Annotated in this window: 14 protein-coding genes; 7 read left to right on the top strand and 7 right to left on the bottom strand. The window is 67.4% G+C overall.

Annotation, left to right across the window (positions count from 1 at the left end):
* Nucleotides 1-816: a rhodanese-like domain-containing protein gene (locus tag CL52_RS17990; protein ID WP_041108148.1), complete on the bottom strand. Its 816-nt coding sequence runs from the start codon at nucleotides 814-816 to the stop codon at nucleotides 1-3.
* Between the two features lie 46 nt (nucleotides 817-862).
* Entirely contained in the window at nucleotides 863-2,380 is a 1,518-nt protein-coding gene (locus CL52_RS17985) for an HDOD domain-containing protein (protein ID WP_043222186.1), read from the bottom strand.
* A 154-nt stretch (nucleotides 2,381-2,534) separates the two neighbouring features.
* On the opposite strand from CL52_RS17985, the gene motA reads away from it, so the two are divergent.
* Nucleotides 2,535-3,386, top strand: a complete 852-nt coding sequence (gene motA / locus CL52_RS17980; RefSeq protein WP_043222184.1) for a flagellar motor stator protein MotA — start codon at nucleotides 2,535-2,537, stop codon at nucleotides 3,384-3,386.
* 9 nt (nucleotides 3,387-3,395) lie between these two features.
* Nucleotides 3,396-4,406, top strand: coding sequence for a flagellar motor protein MotB (gene motB, locus CL52_RS17975; protein ID WP_043222182.1), 1,011 nt, complete (start codon nucleotides 3,396-3,398; stop codon nucleotides 4,404-4,406).
* Nucleotides 4,407-4,422: 16 nt separating this feature from the next.
* Here the strand turns inward: motB and rsgA are convergent, their stop codons facing one another.
* The gene (gene rsgA, locus CL52_RS17970) at nucleotides 4,423-5,454 is read right to left on the bottom strand and encodes a small ribosomal subunit biogenesis GTPase RsgA (protein WP_043222180.1); all 1,032 of its coding nucleotides are present in this window, start codon (nucleotides 5,452-5,454) and stop codon (nucleotides 4,423-4,425) included.
* 117 nt (nucleotides 5,455-5,571) lie between these two features.
* Here rsgA and CL52_RS17965 point away from each other — a divergent pair, with 117 nt between their 5' ends.
* Nucleotides 5,572-6,378: a class I SAM-dependent methyltransferase gene (locus CL52_RS17965; protein ID WP_043222178.1), complete on the top strand. Its 807-nt coding sequence runs from the start codon at nucleotides 5,572-5,574 to the stop codon at nucleotides 6,376-6,378.
* 28 nt (nucleotides 6,379-6,406) lie between these two features.
* A complete protein-coding gene (orn, locus tag CL52_RS17960; RefSeq protein WP_043222175.1) occupies nucleotides 6,407-6,949 on the top strand; it encodes an oligoribonuclease in 543 nt (180 codons plus the stop codon).
* 44 nt (nucleotides 6,950-6,993) lie between these two features.
* On the opposite strand, the gene CL52_RS17955 is transcribed toward orn, so the two are convergent.
* The 3 genes from CL52_RS17955 to CL52_RS17945 all read right to left on the bottom strand — a co-directional run bounded on the left by CL52_RS17955 (nucleotide 6,994) and on the right by CL52_RS17945 (nucleotide 9,859).
* The gene (locus CL52_RS17955) at nucleotides 6,994-7,635 is read right to left on the bottom strand and encodes an oxidoreductase (protein ID WP_041108134.1); all 642 of its coding nucleotides are present in this window, start codon (nucleotides 7,633-7,635) and stop codon (nucleotides 6,994-6,996) included.
* A gap of 2 nt (nucleotides 7,636-7,637) precedes the next feature.
* Nucleotides 7,638-9,332, bottom strand: coding sequence for a C13 family peptidase (locus CL52_RS17950; RefSeq protein ID WP_043222174.1), 1,695 nt, complete (start codon nucleotides 9,330-9,332; stop codon nucleotides 7,638-7,640).
* A gap of 71 nt (nucleotides 9,333-9,403) precedes the next feature.
* Nucleotides 9,404-9,859 (bottom strand): MaoC family dehydratase, encoded by a 456-nt coding sequence (locus tag CL52_RS17945; RefSeq protein ID WP_043222172.1) that lies wholly within the window; start codon nucleotides 9,857-9,859, stop codon nucleotides 9,404-9,406.
* A gap of 168 nt (nucleotides 9,860-10,027) precedes the next feature.
* Between CL52_RS17945 and CL52_RS17940 the strand changes: the two genes are divergently transcribed.
* The 3 genes from CL52_RS17940 to CL52_RS17930 are packed head-to-tail and all read left to right on the top strand — an operon-like array spanning nucleotide 10,028 to nucleotide 11,707.
* Nucleotides 10,028-10,390 carry a CidA/LrgA family protein gene (locus tag CL52_RS17940; protein ID WP_041108128.1) on the top strand — a complete coding sequence of 121 codons (363 nt, stop codon included), beginning with the start codon at nucleotides 10,028-10,030 and terminating at the stop codon, nucleotides 10,388-10,390.
* Entirely contained in the window at nucleotides 10,387-11,106 is a 720-nt protein-coding gene (locus CL52_RS17935; protein WP_041108126.1) for an LrgB family protein, read from the top strand. The genes CL52_RS17940 and CL52_RS17935 overlap by 4 nt, the downstream gene beginning before the upstream one ends.
* 10 nt (nucleotides 11,107-11,116) lie before the next feature.
* A complete protein-coding gene (locus tag CL52_RS17930) occupies nucleotides 11,117-11,707 on the top strand; it encodes an LON peptidase substrate-binding domain-containing protein (RefSeq protein WP_043222170.1) in 591 nt (196 codons plus the stop codon).
* A 6-nt stretch (nucleotides 11,708-11,713) separates the two neighbouring features.
* Here CL52_RS17930 and CL52_RS17925 read toward each other — a convergent pair whose 3' ends face one another.
* Complete coding sequence (locus CL52_RS17925; protein WP_043222167.1) at nucleotides 11,714-13,039, bottom strand: bifunctional DedA family/phosphatase PAP2 family protein; 1,326 nt, start codon at nucleotides 13,037-13,039, stop codon at nucleotides 11,714-11,716.
* Nucleotides 13,040-13,115 lie beyond the last annotated feature (76 nt).

Here is a 13,115-nt window from a genome sequence, read left to right as displayed (position 1 = left end):
TCATGACTGGATCGGGGTGTCGGGCAGGTTGCCCCATTCGCTCCAGGAGCCGGCATAGCCTTTGACCCGCGGATAACCCAGCGCCTTGGCGATGAGGTAGGTCAGGCCGGAGCGATGGTGCGTCTGGCAGTGGGTGATGATTTCCTTCTCCGGCACGATGCCCAGCGCGTGCAGTTGCTCGGCGATGTCCTGGCGAATGCGTAGCGCACGTGCCGGGTCCATGGCGGCCGTCCATTCGAAATTCACCGCGCCGGGAATGTGTCCGCCTCGGGCGGCCAGCACCTTCTCGCCGCGGTATTCGGCCGGCGAACGGGCGTCCCAGACGACCAGATCCTCGGCGCCCAGACGGCTTTCCAGGTATTCGCGGGTCGCGGTGGGTGCCGGGTCGAGCTGCAGCGCAACCGGACCGCCCACGTCGGCTACGGGCTCGCGCGAAAGCGGCAGCTGTTCGGCCAGCCAGGCATGCAGGCCGCCGTTCAGATAGTGGTAGCGAGGATGACCGATGACATCGAGCAGCCAGATGAATCGCCCGGCCCAGCCACCTCCTTCGTCGTCATACACCACATAGACCGCGTCGCGGCGATGGCCAAGGCGACCGAACAGCGCTTCGAGCTGCGCCTTTGGCGGCAGCAGGCCGGGGGCGGGTGGCTGGGCCAGCTGGGTCAGTTTCGGGTCGACGAAATGCGCGCCCGGCACATGGCCCTGCGCGTAACGCGCCGCGCTGGTGAGGTCGACAATGATCAGCTCCGGCGCGTTGATGCGCTGCGCCAGGTCGATGGGCTCGATCACCAGGGGCAGATTGGAAAAGGCAGGCACGATGAGCCTCTGCGGAACGAATGAAGGCGCAGTCTAGCGAAAAACGTCAGGCACTGCGCTTGGCGAAATTGACCATCGCCCGCTCTATGCACTGCGCGGTCTTTTCGAACGCCTGCAGCGACAGCTCGCTGATCGGCGCGCCCGCCTGATCGGCGGCCAGGAGCATGGCCGGGCGGCCGGCGCCGACCGAGCGCAGCAGCAGATGGCCGCCGGCGAACAGGGCCTTGAGCGAGCCCGGCAGCAGTGCCGAGTAGGTTGCCCGATTGTCCGGCGTGAGGTTCAGCAGCGCAGGCTTTTCCAGCAGTTTGCGCAGCACCTGGCTCTGCTCCGGCACGAGGACCAGGCGGCCGGCCGAGTCCGGCAGGCCGACGGTCTGCTGGGCGACCAGCCGCTGCTGACGGCGATCGACGAGCATCACCAGCACGCGCTGCATGCCGAGGCTGTCGAGCGCCGAGCGGACGGCCTGCGTCAACTGCAGGACGTTGGCGAACGGCGAGGGCTCGGCAAGCAGCAGGCGGCACTGTTCGCGCCAGCGAGCCAGCGCTTCGGCACTGGGCGGCGCGGCCGGTTTGTCCTGCTGCCGCTGGAAGCGACTTTTCCAGGGCCAGAGCAGCGCTTGCGCCGGATGCCAGAGATCGGTCGGGCCGATGGCCTGGGCGCTGGCGACGGCCTGTTGATGGACCAGCTGCTGCAGCTCGCCCAGCGGTACCTGCAGATAAAGGCCGGCCAGCCGCTGCCAGCGCAGGGCATGGACGTCACCCCAGCTATGATGGGCTGACAGCGCCAGGCCATTGGCGAGCACGATGGTGTTGGACGGTAGCGTCAACCAGCGTCGCAGGTCCGGGTCGGCATCGAGCATCTGCTGCTGGTGCAGCGGGTGCTCGTTGTCCCGCGCGATATGCAGCGCCTTGACCAGCAGGCGGCGGTTGCCGCCCAGCAGCCGATAGCCCTGAACGATCCATTCCGGCAGGTGCCAGTGGCGGGCGAGCGCCAGGCAAAGTTCCTGCAGGGGCACGCCGAGCAGCTCGATCTCCAGGCGTCGTGCCGGCTCACGACGCACGAGCAGGCGCTGTTCCCACTGTTCGAGCAGCTGCGGATAGGCCGCCACCAGCGTCCACGCCGGTGCCAGAAACAGCAGGCTGCCCCAGTGAATCTCCTGCCACAGCCGCGCCAGGCGCGCGGCGAACAGGCCGTTGGCCTGTTGGCTGGCGTGGCGGCTGATCAGCACCATCTGCCGCAGCGGCTGGGGGATTTCATGCGCCTCGCGGGCCGGGATGCGCGCCAGCAGTTCCTCGGCGCGTTGCAGGCCGATGCGGCTCAGGGCGCTCTCCAGGCTGTCGACCGGATTGGCTCCGGCGCTGCTGCGATTGGCCTCGCGGATGAAGTTCAGCGCCAGTACCGGGCTGGCGTGAATCTCGTCGGCGATCTGTCGCATCGACAGCTCGCCGTTGCGCAACGCCGCCCGCACCTTGGCATGCGGGCCGGCGAAGGCGGGCAGCTGGACATCGTCGAGAGCCTTGATCCAGGCGGGGATGCTGCGCGGAAGCGAAGGAGCTGTGGTCATGGTGCCAGGCTGGCTTTTTGTCGGGGTGGTCTTTAGTCTCGCGCAAAATTTCCGATAACCCGAACAATTCTTTGGCAACCCCGCGGCGTCGGGGCACTGCCGACGTCCGACGGGCCGCCTTGCCGCGGCTTCGCTGTCATTCAACTGGGTTCGTATGGTCAAGATTCTCGGTATTTTCGTGGTCCTCGGCAGTGTGCTCGGCGGCTTTTTGCTGTCCGGCGGCAAGCTCGCCGCGCTGGTGCATCCCTTCGAGCTGATGATCATCGGCGGCGCCGCGCTGGGTGGCTTCCTGCAGGCCAACCCGGCGTCCACCACCAAGGTCGTCTTCCAGAAGTCGCTGAAGATGTTCGGCAACCGCTTCACCCAGGCCTACTACCTGGAAGTGCTCGGGCTGCTCTACGCGGTGCTCAACAAGAGCCGTCGCGAAGGCATGATGGCCATCGAGGCCGATCTCGAGGATCCGGCGGCCAGCGCGGTGTTCTCCCGCTACCCGGGCGTGCTCAAGGACGAGCGCATGACCGCTTTCATCTGCGATTACCTGCGCATCATGTCGTCGGGCAACATGGCGCCCCACGAGCTCGAGGGGCTGTTCGACATGGAACTGGCGAGCCTCAAGGAGGAGCTCGAGCACCCCGCGCACGCGGTGGGCAAGGTCGCCGACGGACTGCCGGCGATGGGTATCGTCGCCGCGGTGCTGGGCATCGTGATCACCATGTCGATCCTCGCCGACGCCACCAACGCCGAGATCGGTGAAAAGGTCGCGACGGCGCTGGTCGGCACCTTTCTCGGCATCCTCGCCTCGTACGGCTTTTTCGGTCCGCTGTCCGGGGCGCTGGAACATGACGCCAAGGAAGAACTCAACCTGTACGAAGCGATCAAGGCGACGCTGGTGGCCTCGGCCTCGGGCATGCCGCCCTCGCTGGCTGCAGAATTCGGCCGCAAGGTGCTGTTCCAGGCGCATCGCCCGAGCTTCTCCGAGCTCGAGCAGGCCATGCGCGGCAGCTAAGGCCCGGTCATGGACAACAACCAGCCGATAATCGTCAAGCGGGTCAAGAAAACCGCGGGCGGGCACCATGGCGGCGCCTGGAAGATCGCCTTTGCCGACTTCGCCACCGCGATGATGGCGTTCTTTCTGGTGATGTGGCTGATGAGTTCGGCCACGCCGGAGCAGAAGCGTGCGATCTCCGGCTATTTCCAGGATCCGATCGGCTTCACCGAGAGCGCCAGCCCGCACGTGATCGATCTGGGCGGCACGCCGACGCCTTCGCCGGACCGCACCCTCAACCCCGAGGTCGAACCGGATGTGAAGCAGGCCAAGGCCGAGCTCGACGCGGAGCAGGCCGAAGGCCTGGCCGAGCAGGTCGAGCGCGAGCGCCTCGAGTTGCTGCTGCAGGAGCTGCAGAACAAGGTCGACGAGAACCCCGAGCTCGAGCGCTTCAAGGACCAGATCCTGTTCGAGATCACCCGTGACGGTTTGCGCATCCAGATCATGGATGCCGAGAACCGGCCGATGTTCGAGCTCGGCAGCGCCGAACTGCAGCCCTATTTCGAAGACATCCTGTTGGCGATGGCCGAGACCATTGCCGCCGTGCCGAACAAGATCAGCATCAGCGGGCACACCGACGCCAAGCCGTACTCTGGGCGCAGCGGCATCGGTAACTGGGAGCTGTCGGCCAGCCGTGCCAACGCGGCGCGGCGCGTGCTGGTGGCCGGCGGCTATCCGGATGAGCAGATCGCGCGGGTGGTCGGCTATGCCTCGTCGGCATTGTTCGATCGCAAGGACCCGTTCAACCCGATCAATCGCCGCATCGACATCCTGGTGCTCACGCGCAAGGCGCAGCGCAACATCGAGGGCGAACAGGCCTCCGGTGGCGAGGAGGGGGGGGCGCCGGCACCGGACGGCCCCGCGCCCGCCGGTGGGGCCGCTGCGCCGCCGGCCGAACCGCTGCAGGCGCCTCAGCTGCGAGAGCGACTGAACATCTTCGAGGACGGCGCGCTGCGCTTCGATCAGCCTCCGGCCGATTGAAGACGTGCCGCGGTGATCAGTATTCCGGCTCCGGCAGGCTGCTGAGGATGTGCCGATAGCTGGCCATGCGTTGCGGCTGGATGCGGCCATCGTCCAGGGCCTTGAGCAGGGCGCAGCCCGGCTCGCGGTCGTGGCGGCAGTCGCGGAAGCGGCAGGTGCCCAGCAGGTCGCGAAACTCGATGAAGCCAGCCTCCACGTCGGCACGGCTGACATGGCCCAGCCCGAACTCGCGGATTCCGGGCGAGTCGATCAGGTCGCCGCCGCCAGGAAAATGGAACAGCCGTGCCGTGGTGGTGGTGTGGGTGCCCTTGCCGGTCTGCTCGGACAGCGCGCCGACGCGTGTATCGACGTCAGGCAGCAGGCTGTTGACCAGTGAGCTCTTGCCCACTCCGGACTGGCCGACAAACACGCTGATGCGTCCGTCCAGGCGCTCGCGCAGTGCGCTCATGCCGGCGCCATCGTGCGCCGACACCTCCAGCAGCGGGTAATCGAGCTGCCGATAGACGCCAAGCAGCGACTCGAGCGCGGCCCGGTTGCCTTCGTCGATCAGGTCGGCCTTGTTCAGCAGCAACAGCGGCGCGATGCCGGCATGCTCGGCGGCGATCAGGTAGCGGTCGATCAGGTTGGCGTGCGGTTCGGGTATCGGCGCGAAGACGACGATGATCTGGTCGACATTGGCCGCCACCGGCTTGAGCTGGCCACGCATGTCCGGGCGGCAGAGTTCGGAGTGCCGGGGCAGCTGCGCGACGATCACCCCGATGCCCTGGTTGCCCGGGCGCCAGACGACGCGGTCGCCGGTGACCAGGGTCGGCAGGTTGGCACGCAGGTGGCAGCGGAACACCTGCCCGGCGTCGTCACCGTCCTGTGCCTCGACTTCCACCTGCACGCCGAAGTGGGCGATCACCAGGCCGACCTGCTCGGCGCCCAGCTCCCCCCCTTCGAGCTCTTCCTGGGCGCGGGATTCGCGGCGGGCCGCACGCGCGGCGCGCTCTTCCTGAATCTTCTCGATACGCCAGCTTTGCCGGCGATTGAGTTGGCGTTTGGCCATCGATGTTGCACTGCGCTTGAGTGGATAGGTGGGCCGGGAGTCTAGCACGCCGGCTTCCGCCTGCCTGTGCAATGGCGACTGGGATAGACTGGGTCGCTCCCCATGCCGAGGTCGCCCATGCTCGCCGGATTGCGCCGTCGTCTGCCCGTGCTCGTCGCCTTGTTCGCCCAGGTCATCGCCGTGGCGATCGTCTGGCTGTTGCTCTACACCCTGGCGCTGGCGTTCGGCCTGCGCCTCGGGGGTATTCCGGCCGCGCTGTTGCAGGGTGCGGTCGCGGCTGCGGTCGGCCAGTGCCTCGGCCTGTCGAAGTGGTGGCTGCCGATCAACCTGGGCTTCGTGCCCGGGCTGCTGCTGGTGCAGGAACAGGCGTTGCCGCCCTCGCTGCTGCTGGCCGGTTTCGGCCTGCTGCTGGCGCTGAACTGGAATGCCATCGGCGAGCGGGTGCCGCTGTATCTCACCGGCCGCGCGGCAGAGCAGCGGCTGCTACAGCATCTCGAGCAGCGGCCGGCAGGCTTTACCTTCATTGATCTGGGCTGTGGCCTGGGCGGAACTCTGGCCCGGCTGGCACGCGCCTGCCCCGAAGGATGCTTCGTCGGCGTCGAGACCGCGCCGCTGAGCTTTCTTCTCGCCTGGTTGCGCTGCCTGCCGCGGCGCAACTGCCGGGTGCGTCTGCGCAGCCTCTGGCGTGAGGACCTCGGTCGTTACGATGTGGTCTACTGTTTCCTCTCGCCAGCGCCGATGCCGGCGCTCTGGGACAAGGCCCGGCGCGAGATGCGGTGTGATGCGCAGTTGATCAGCAACAGTTTCGCCGTGCCCGGCAAGACGCCCGAAGAGCAGTGGCCGATCGACGATTGGCGGCAATCGAGCCTCCTGCTCTACCGTCCGGCTGCGCACCCGCCTGACGGGCCCCGCGCAACTGGCTAAACTGCGCGCCACAGTCAAGGAGTCCCTCATGCAGAACCCGCAGAACCTGATCTGGATCGACCTCGAGATGACCGGGCTGGACCCGGATACCGACGTGATCATCGAGATGGCCACCATCGTCACCGACAGTCAGCTCAACGTGCTGGCCGAGGGCCCGGTGATCGCCGTGCACCAGAGCGACGAGGTGCTCGCGCGCATGGATGAGTGGAATACCCGCCAGCACGGCGGGTCCGGCCTGACGCAACGCGTTCGTGAGAGCCGCATCGGCACGGCCGAGGCCGAAGCACAGACGCTGGCGTTTCTCGAGCAGTGGGTGCCGAAGGGCAAGTCGCCGATCTGCGGCAACAGCATCTGCCAGGATCGGCGCTTCCTCTACCGGCAGATGCCCCGGCTGGAGGCGTACTTCCATTACCGCAACCTGGACGTCTCGACGCTCAAGGAACTGGCGGCACGCTGGGCGCCGCAGATCATGGAAGGTTTCAAAAAGAGCAGCACGCATCTGGCGCTGGATGACATCCGCGACTCCATCGCCGAGTTGCGCCACTATCGCGAGCACTTCATCAAGGTGTGAGCGAGCCGGCCCGGAGACGCTGCGCGCCCGGGCCGACACAGCCGCTACTTGCCGAGCCGGCGCAGCTCGTCGGACTCGACGATTCGCACGCCTTCACCATCCTCCAGTGCCAGGCGCCAGAGCGCCCGCGCCAGGCTGCAGGCCTCGATGCCGTGGTATTTGCCCGGCAGCAGCTGTGACAGCGGCGCTGTCAGGCGCTCGCCCAGGCGAGGTTCCAGGCGCTGGCCCAGCAGTTGTGCAGGGCGGGCGATGGTCAGCTGTGGCCAGCCTTGCCCCTCGAGTGCTGCCTCCATCTCGCCTTTGACCCGGCAGTAGAGAAACGAGCTGTCCGCACCGGCGCCCAGTGAGCTGATCACCAGCAGGTGACGTGCACCCAGCTCCCGCGCGCGCTGCGCGAAGGCGATCACCAGGTCGCGGTCCACGGCGCGGAATGCCTCCTCGCTGCCGGCCTGCTTGAGTGTGGTGCCCAGGCAGCAGAAGGCGGTGTCCACCGGACCTTGCAGCCGTGGCAGCAGCTCGGTGAGTTCGCCAACCGGGTTGTCGAGCCGCGGGTGTGCGGCAAGCGGCTTGCGTGACGGCGCCAGGACACGTGCCACAGTGGGCTCGTCGAGCAGGCGATCGAGCAGGTGTTCGCCGGTCAGTCCCGTGGCGCCGGCAAGCAGTACGTGCTGGGGCGTCAACTGCATGGTTATTGCTCCTTGTGGCGATCGGTCATCGATCGGGCCTGGCCGGCCCTTAACGCCAGCCACTGTTCAAGCACCTGCGGTGGTGCCCAGAGTTGCGGCTGCGAAGGTTCATAGTCGTCGGCCGCTTCCCATTCGGCAACCTGGCTTTGCGCCAGTGCGAAGGCCTCGGCAAGATCGTCGGTTTGTTGCAGGGCCTGCTCGAACAGGGCGCGGCCGAAGTAGGTGAAATCGTTCTGCTCCGAGCAGCCAAACGAAACCCGATCGGCGCTGGCGGCGGTCATGACCAACCGCTGCGGGCTTTTCAGTGGTTCGATGAAGCCGCCCGAATAGCAGGCCGAGATCACCACGACGCTGCGCCGCTTGCCCAGCGGCTGCATCAGTTCGGCCAGTTCGTCCGCGCCGAGGTCGCTCAGCGCCAGGCGCGGCTGTGCCAGCACCAGGCGATGATCCGCCGTGCCGTGGCTGGTGAGGTAGATGAACACCAGATCTTCGGGGCCGCTGCGTTCGGCGATCGCACGCAGGGCGCGCGCGAGATTCTCGCGCGTGGCCAGCGGGCGCTCGGCGAGCTGGTCGCGATGATTGACCAGGCTGATCCGGCCGCGCGCGGCAAAACGTTCACCCAGCAGTTGGTCGACATAATCGGCCTCGCGCATGAATACGCTCTGCCGACCATCGCCAGCCAGCGTCAGGGCGTAGAGCTCCGGCGCCGGCGTAGAGGCGGGCAACTGGTCAATGGCGCGCTGCAGCAGGGCGCCCTGTTCGAGCAGGGCGAGTTCCAGCGGGTCCGGCAGGCGCCTACCCTGCTCGTCGCGCACGCGCAGGCCCTTGCGCCAGAGGCCGACCTGCCGGGTCCCGTCGGCCAGGCTCAGCTCGCCGCGCCCGGCGAACCGGCCATGGCTGAACTCGCCGAGATAGACGCTGCCGTCCGGGCGCTCCAGACGTCCGCGGCCGTCGTACTGCCAGGCGCGGAATTCGCCGCTGTAGCGGCTGCCGTCGGCGGCCAGGTGCTCGCCCTGGCCGCTCAACTCGCCATTGACGAAGGTGCCGATCCAGACGTCGCCGGCTTCTTCGTAGCGGCCCTGACCGTGGAACTGGTCATCGGCGAACTCGCCGCTGTAGCGCGCGCCCGAGGCATCGACATAGCTACCGGGCCCGGCGAGCACGCCATCGCGAAACTGCCCGCTGAAGGTACCCTGGGCATCCTGGCGGGTACCCAGGCCATGCGGGTGTCCGGCAACGAACTGCCCCTCGTAGCGGCTGCCGTCGGCATATTCGAGCACGCCCTGGCCGTGGTAGAGGTCGGCGTGGAACTCGCCCTGGTAGCTGGCCTCGCCTTGGCGAAACCGCCCCTTGCCCTGCATGTGGCCACGATGGAAGTCCCCTTCGTAGACCCCGCCGCTGGCGAAGCTGAAGCGGCCCTGGCCGTCGAAAAGGCCGTCGTGGAAGGTGCCTTCGTAACGGTCACCGTTGGCGGCCTGCCAGAGGCCCTCGCCATGCCGGCGCCCGTTGCGGAACGGGCCCTGGTAGAAGCTGCCATCGGGATAGTCGATGCGCCCGTCGCCCTGCATCAGGCCGTCGACCAGGGTGCCCCGGTAGCGCCCGCCATCGGGCAGCACGCCATCGGCGGGCAGGATCGGCTCGCCCTCGCCGCAGGCGGCGAGCAGCAGGGTAACGGTGGCAAGCAAGAGATGGCGCATGGCGGGTCCGGACTGCAGGATGCCCTGAGTATGCCGCAAAGCGCAGGACGCGCCAGCGCCATGGGTGACGCTCAGAGAATGCAGAGCGCCAGGGTCTCGGCGACGTAGGCCGGCTTCTCCGCGCCCTCGATCTCCATCACCGCGCGGCCCTTGAGCAACCACTGGCCGGGATTCTTTTCGTAGGCGTCGAGCAGCGTCAGCGCCAGGCGAACCCGCGAGCCGACGCGCACCGGCTGGATGAACCGCAGGCTGTCGAGCCCGTAGTTGACGCCCATCCGGGTGCCGGCGGGCGTGACCATCAGGCCTTCCATCAGCATCGGCATCAGCGACAGCGAGAGGAAACCGTGGGCGATGGTGCCGCCGAACGGGGTTTCGCGCGCGCGCTCCGGATCGACGTGGATGAACTGATGATCGCCGGTGCAGTCGGCGAAACGGTCGACTCGATCCTGGTCGACGGTCAGCCAGTCGGAGTGGCCGAGTTCCTTGCCGATGTAATCCTTGAGTTGTTCGATCGGTACCTGCGGCATGTGACCTCCTGAGACTTGTTGTTGTCCGGCTAGATCAGCACGCCATCGTGTGGGCGACAACTCGCATGACCTGCACGAATGCCCGGGCATAGCTCGCATGCGGGCCGATATTCCTGCCGCCTGGCACGGGCGGCTTATACTCGCTGCATTTCAACGGGAGGCTTTTCTATGCTGCTTCGCGGCCTGACCTGGCTGGTGCTGTTCCAGCTGCTCGGCACCGTCGTGAACGTGCTCGTGCTGCCGATGCTGCCGGGGCCGATCATTGGCATGGTGCTGTTGTTTCTCGCGCTGTTGCTCCGAGGTAGCGCCAGCGACTCCATCCAGCTGGCGGCCAGCAGTCTGCTGCGCTATCTGCCGCTGCTGCTGGTGCCACCGGCGGTGGGCGTGATGGTCTATACCGAGGCGATTCTCGAAGACTTCTGGGCCATCGTCGGCACCCTGGTGATTTCGCTGCTGCTGTCGCTGGTGCTGACCGGGCGGCTGATGCAGGCGCTGATTCGTCGGCAGCAGCGCCAGAGGGAACAGGCATGACGGCCCTGCAATGGCACGCCGCCTGGCAGGCGCTGATCCACCATCCGCTGTTCGGCGTCGGCATCACGCTGGCCGCCTTCCAGCTGGCCTTTGCCGCCTATGAGAAGACGCGCTGGGTGTTCCTGCAGCCGGTGCTGGTCTCGGCGCTGATGATCATCGCCATCCTGCTGCTGTGTGGCCTGGCCTATGAGGATTACGCCGGCAGTTCGCGCCTGCTCACGCTCATGCTCGGCCCGGCGACCGTCGCGCTGGCGGTACCGCTGTACCTGAACATGCGGCGTATCCGTGAACTCTTCGTGCCGATCGTGGTGACCCTGCTGGTGGCCGGGTCGGCGGCTACGGCGCTGGGCATGGGCCTGGCCTGGCTGTTCGGTGCCGACCAGATGATTCTCATGACGTTGGCGCCGAAGTCGGTGACCTCGCCGATCGCCATGCTGGTGGCCGAGCAGATCGGCGGCGTGGTCGCGCTGGCGGCGGTGTTCGTCATGCTGACTGGCGTGCTCGGCGCAATCCTGGGGCCGGAACTGTTGCGCCGCTGCGGGGTTCTCCATCCTGCGGCCCGCGGCATGGCGCTCGGCCTGACCGCACACGCGGTCGGCACCGCCCAGGCACTGCAGGAGGGTGACGAGTGCGGTGCATTCGCCGCGCTGGCGATGAGCCTGATGGGCGTGATGACCGCCGTGCTGCTGCCGCTGGTGGTATCCCTGTTGCTGTGATGGAGCCGTTATGAATCTGCCGCTGTTCCCGCTCGATACCGTGCTGTTTCCCGGTTGCGTACTGGATCTGCAGCTGTTCGAGCCGCGCTATCTGGACATGGTCAGCGCCTGCCTGAAGGCCGGCCACGGCTTTGGCGTGGTGCGCATTCTCGAGGGTCACGAAGTGGGCCCGGCGCCGAGCGCCCATGCCATGGTCGGCTGCGAGGCCCTGATTCGCGACTGGCAGCAGCGCCCCAATGGCCTGTTGGGAATTCGCGTCGAGGGGGCCCGGCGTTTCGATGTGCAGTCGACCGAGGTGCAGCGCGATCAGTTGCTGGTCGCCGAGGTGAGCTGGCGCGACGAGGTCTGCGACCGGGCGCTCGATGCCCAGTACGAGGACTTGCTGGTGCTGCTGCAGGCGCTCGGGCAGCACCCGATGGTGCGAACGCTGGGCATGCCGGGCGAAATCCGCGGGCAGGCCGAGCTGGCGAGCAAACTGGCCTACCTGCTGCCGTTCGAAACCGCACAGAAGCTCCAGTTGCTCGCAACCGACGAGCCCGCCGAGCGCCTGCAACTCATCCAACAGTGGCTGGAACGGTTGCAGGGCGATGCGCCCGATTAGCGCAGGTCAGCCGGCCACGTAGTGGTAGAGCTGCAGCGCATCCGGCAGGCGCCAGGCGGCGAAGGCGCCGAGCAACCCCAGGCAGGCCGGCAGTAGCAGCCACCAGACACGCGCGCTGAGCGCCGGTAGCGGGCGGTGCCACTGCACCAGGGTCAGGCTGGTCGCGCACAGGGTGGCGGCCAGCAGGGCGCCGGCCAGTACGTCGGTGGCCCAGTGCACACCCAGGTACATGCGTGAAAGGGCGATCGCCGTGGCCGGCAGACAGGCCAGCAGCAGCCAGGTCAGCCGCATGCGTGGTGGCTGCTCGCGACCGGCCAGCACACCGAGCACGAGAAAGAAGGCGAACGCCGCCGAACTGTGGCCACTGGGAAAGCTGTAGCTGGTCAGAGGCTCGCTGAGTACCTCCGGACGCAGGCGCGCGAACGTCGCCTTCAGCGCGCCATTGGCCAGTGCGGTGCCGAGCAGGGTGCTGACGGCGAAGGTCGCCGCGCGCCACTGACGCATCGTCAGCAGCAGCAGGCTGAGCAGGGTGGCGGCCCAGAGCTGGGTGTGGAAGTCGCCCAGGCGGGTGATCAGCACCATCGCCTGGTCCATGGCCGCACTGCGTTCGCCCTGGATGACGGCCAGCAGGCCTTCGTCGAATATCTTCAGGTATGGCCAGCCGAAGAACAGGCCGGCCAGTAGCGCCAGGGACGCGCTGGCGGCCAGCAGGGTGATCCAGCGAAACTGCCGCAGGCTGCCGTGGACGATCAGACCGATCACCAGCAAGGTGCCGCCGGCAACGATCGCGGCTTCGCCCCAGAAGCCCTCGGCCAGAGGCAGGCGCATCGCGGCGCCGGCCGTCCATCCGGGCATCAGGTAGGCCATCGACCAGCCGGCCGCCGCGACCAGGCTGACCAGCAGGAAGCGGCCGAACGGCATGTCCAGCATGCCGGCGGTCATCGGCAGCATCGGCCGTAGCGGCCCGATGAAACGGCCGACGAGCAGGCTGGCGACGCCATAACGGGCGAAGTAGGCCTCCGCGCCTTCCAGCCATTCGGGGTGCTGGCGCAGACCGGGCAGGCCGCGAATGCCGCGGTGATAGCGCCGGCCCAGGGCATAGGACAGGAGGTCGCCGAGCAGCCCGCCGACATAGCCCAGCAGCAGCGTCTCGCCCAGGCTCAGCACGCCGTTGCCGGCGAGCACGGCAAGGGCCAGAACCAGCGCCGTGCCGGGCACCAGCAGGCCGACGACCGCCAGGCATTCCAGGCAGGCGACAATGACGAGGGTCAGCCCGAGCCACTGCGGGTTGGCAGCCAGCCAGGCGGTGAGCGAGTCGAGCCAATGGCCCATGCAGGACTTCCTTTGCTACGGAACGATTTCGACCACCGATGCGATGAGCGGTTGCGTGCCGCGATGATAGCCGCGC

Origin of the sequence: Stutzerimonas balearica DSM 6083 (assembly GCF_000818015.1) — a bacterium.
Taxonomy (GTDB): domain Bacteria; phylum Pseudomonadota; class Gammaproteobacteria; order Pseudomonadales; family Pseudomonadaceae; genus Stutzerimonas; species Stutzerimonas balearica.
The sequence above is the reverse complement of the archived record's forward strand: the minus strand, read 5'-3'. Positions and strand labels throughout refer to the sequence as shown.

Excerpts from the sequence above, each read along its gene's own strand:
- CL52_RS17985 (WP_043222186.1), bottom strand. The coding sequence starts at position 2,380 with ATGACCACAGCTCCTTCGCTTCCGCGCAGCATCCCCGCCTGGATCAAG.
- motA (WP_043222184.1), top strand. The coding sequence starts at position 2,535 with ATGGTCAAGATTCTCGGTATTTTCGTGGTCCTCGGCAGTGTGCTCGGC.
- motB (WP_043222182.1), top strand. The coding sequence starts at position 3,396 with ATGGACAACAACCAGCCGATAATCGTCAAGCGGGTCAAGAAAACCGCG.
- rsgA (WP_043222180.1), bottom strand. The coding sequence starts at position 5,454 with ATGGCCAAACGCCAACTCAATCGCCGGCAAAGCTGGCGTATCGAGAAG.
- CL52_RS17965 (WP_043222178.1), top strand. The coding sequence starts at position 5,572 with ATGCTCGCCGGATTGCGCCGTCGTCTGCCCGTGCTCGTCGCCTTGTTC.
- orn (WP_043222175.1), top strand. The coding sequence starts at position 6,407 with ATGCAGAACCCGCAGAACCTGATCTGGATCGACCTCGAGATGACCGGG.
- CL52_RS17955 (WP_041108134.1), bottom strand. The coding sequence starts at position 7,635 with ATGCAGTTGACGCCCCAGCACGTACTGCTTGCCGGCGCCACGGGACTG.
- CL52_RS17950 (WP_043222174.1), bottom strand. The coding sequence starts at position 9,332 with ATGCGCCATCTCTTGCTTGCCACCGTTACCCTGCTGCTCGCCGCCTGC.
- CL52_RS17945 (WP_043222172.1), bottom strand. The coding sequence starts at position 9,859 with ATGCCGCAGGTACCGATCGAACAACTCAAGGATTACATCGGCAAGGAA.
- CL52_RS17940 (WP_041108128.1), top strand. The coding sequence starts at position 10,028 with ATGCTGCTTCGCGGCCTGACCTGGCTGGTGCTGTTCCAGCTGCTCGGC.
- CL52_RS17935 (WP_041108126.1), top strand. The coding sequence starts at position 10,387 with ATGACGGCCCTGCAATGGCACGCCGCCTGGCAGGCGCTGATCCACCAT.
- CL52_RS17930 (WP_043222170.1), top strand. The coding sequence starts at position 11,117 with ATGAATCTGCCGCTGTTCCCGCTCGATACCGTGCTGTTTCCCGGTTGC.
- CL52_RS17925 (WP_043222167.1), bottom strand. The coding sequence starts at position 13,039 with ATGGGCCATTGGCTCGACTCGCTCACCGCCTGGCTGGCTGCCAACCCG.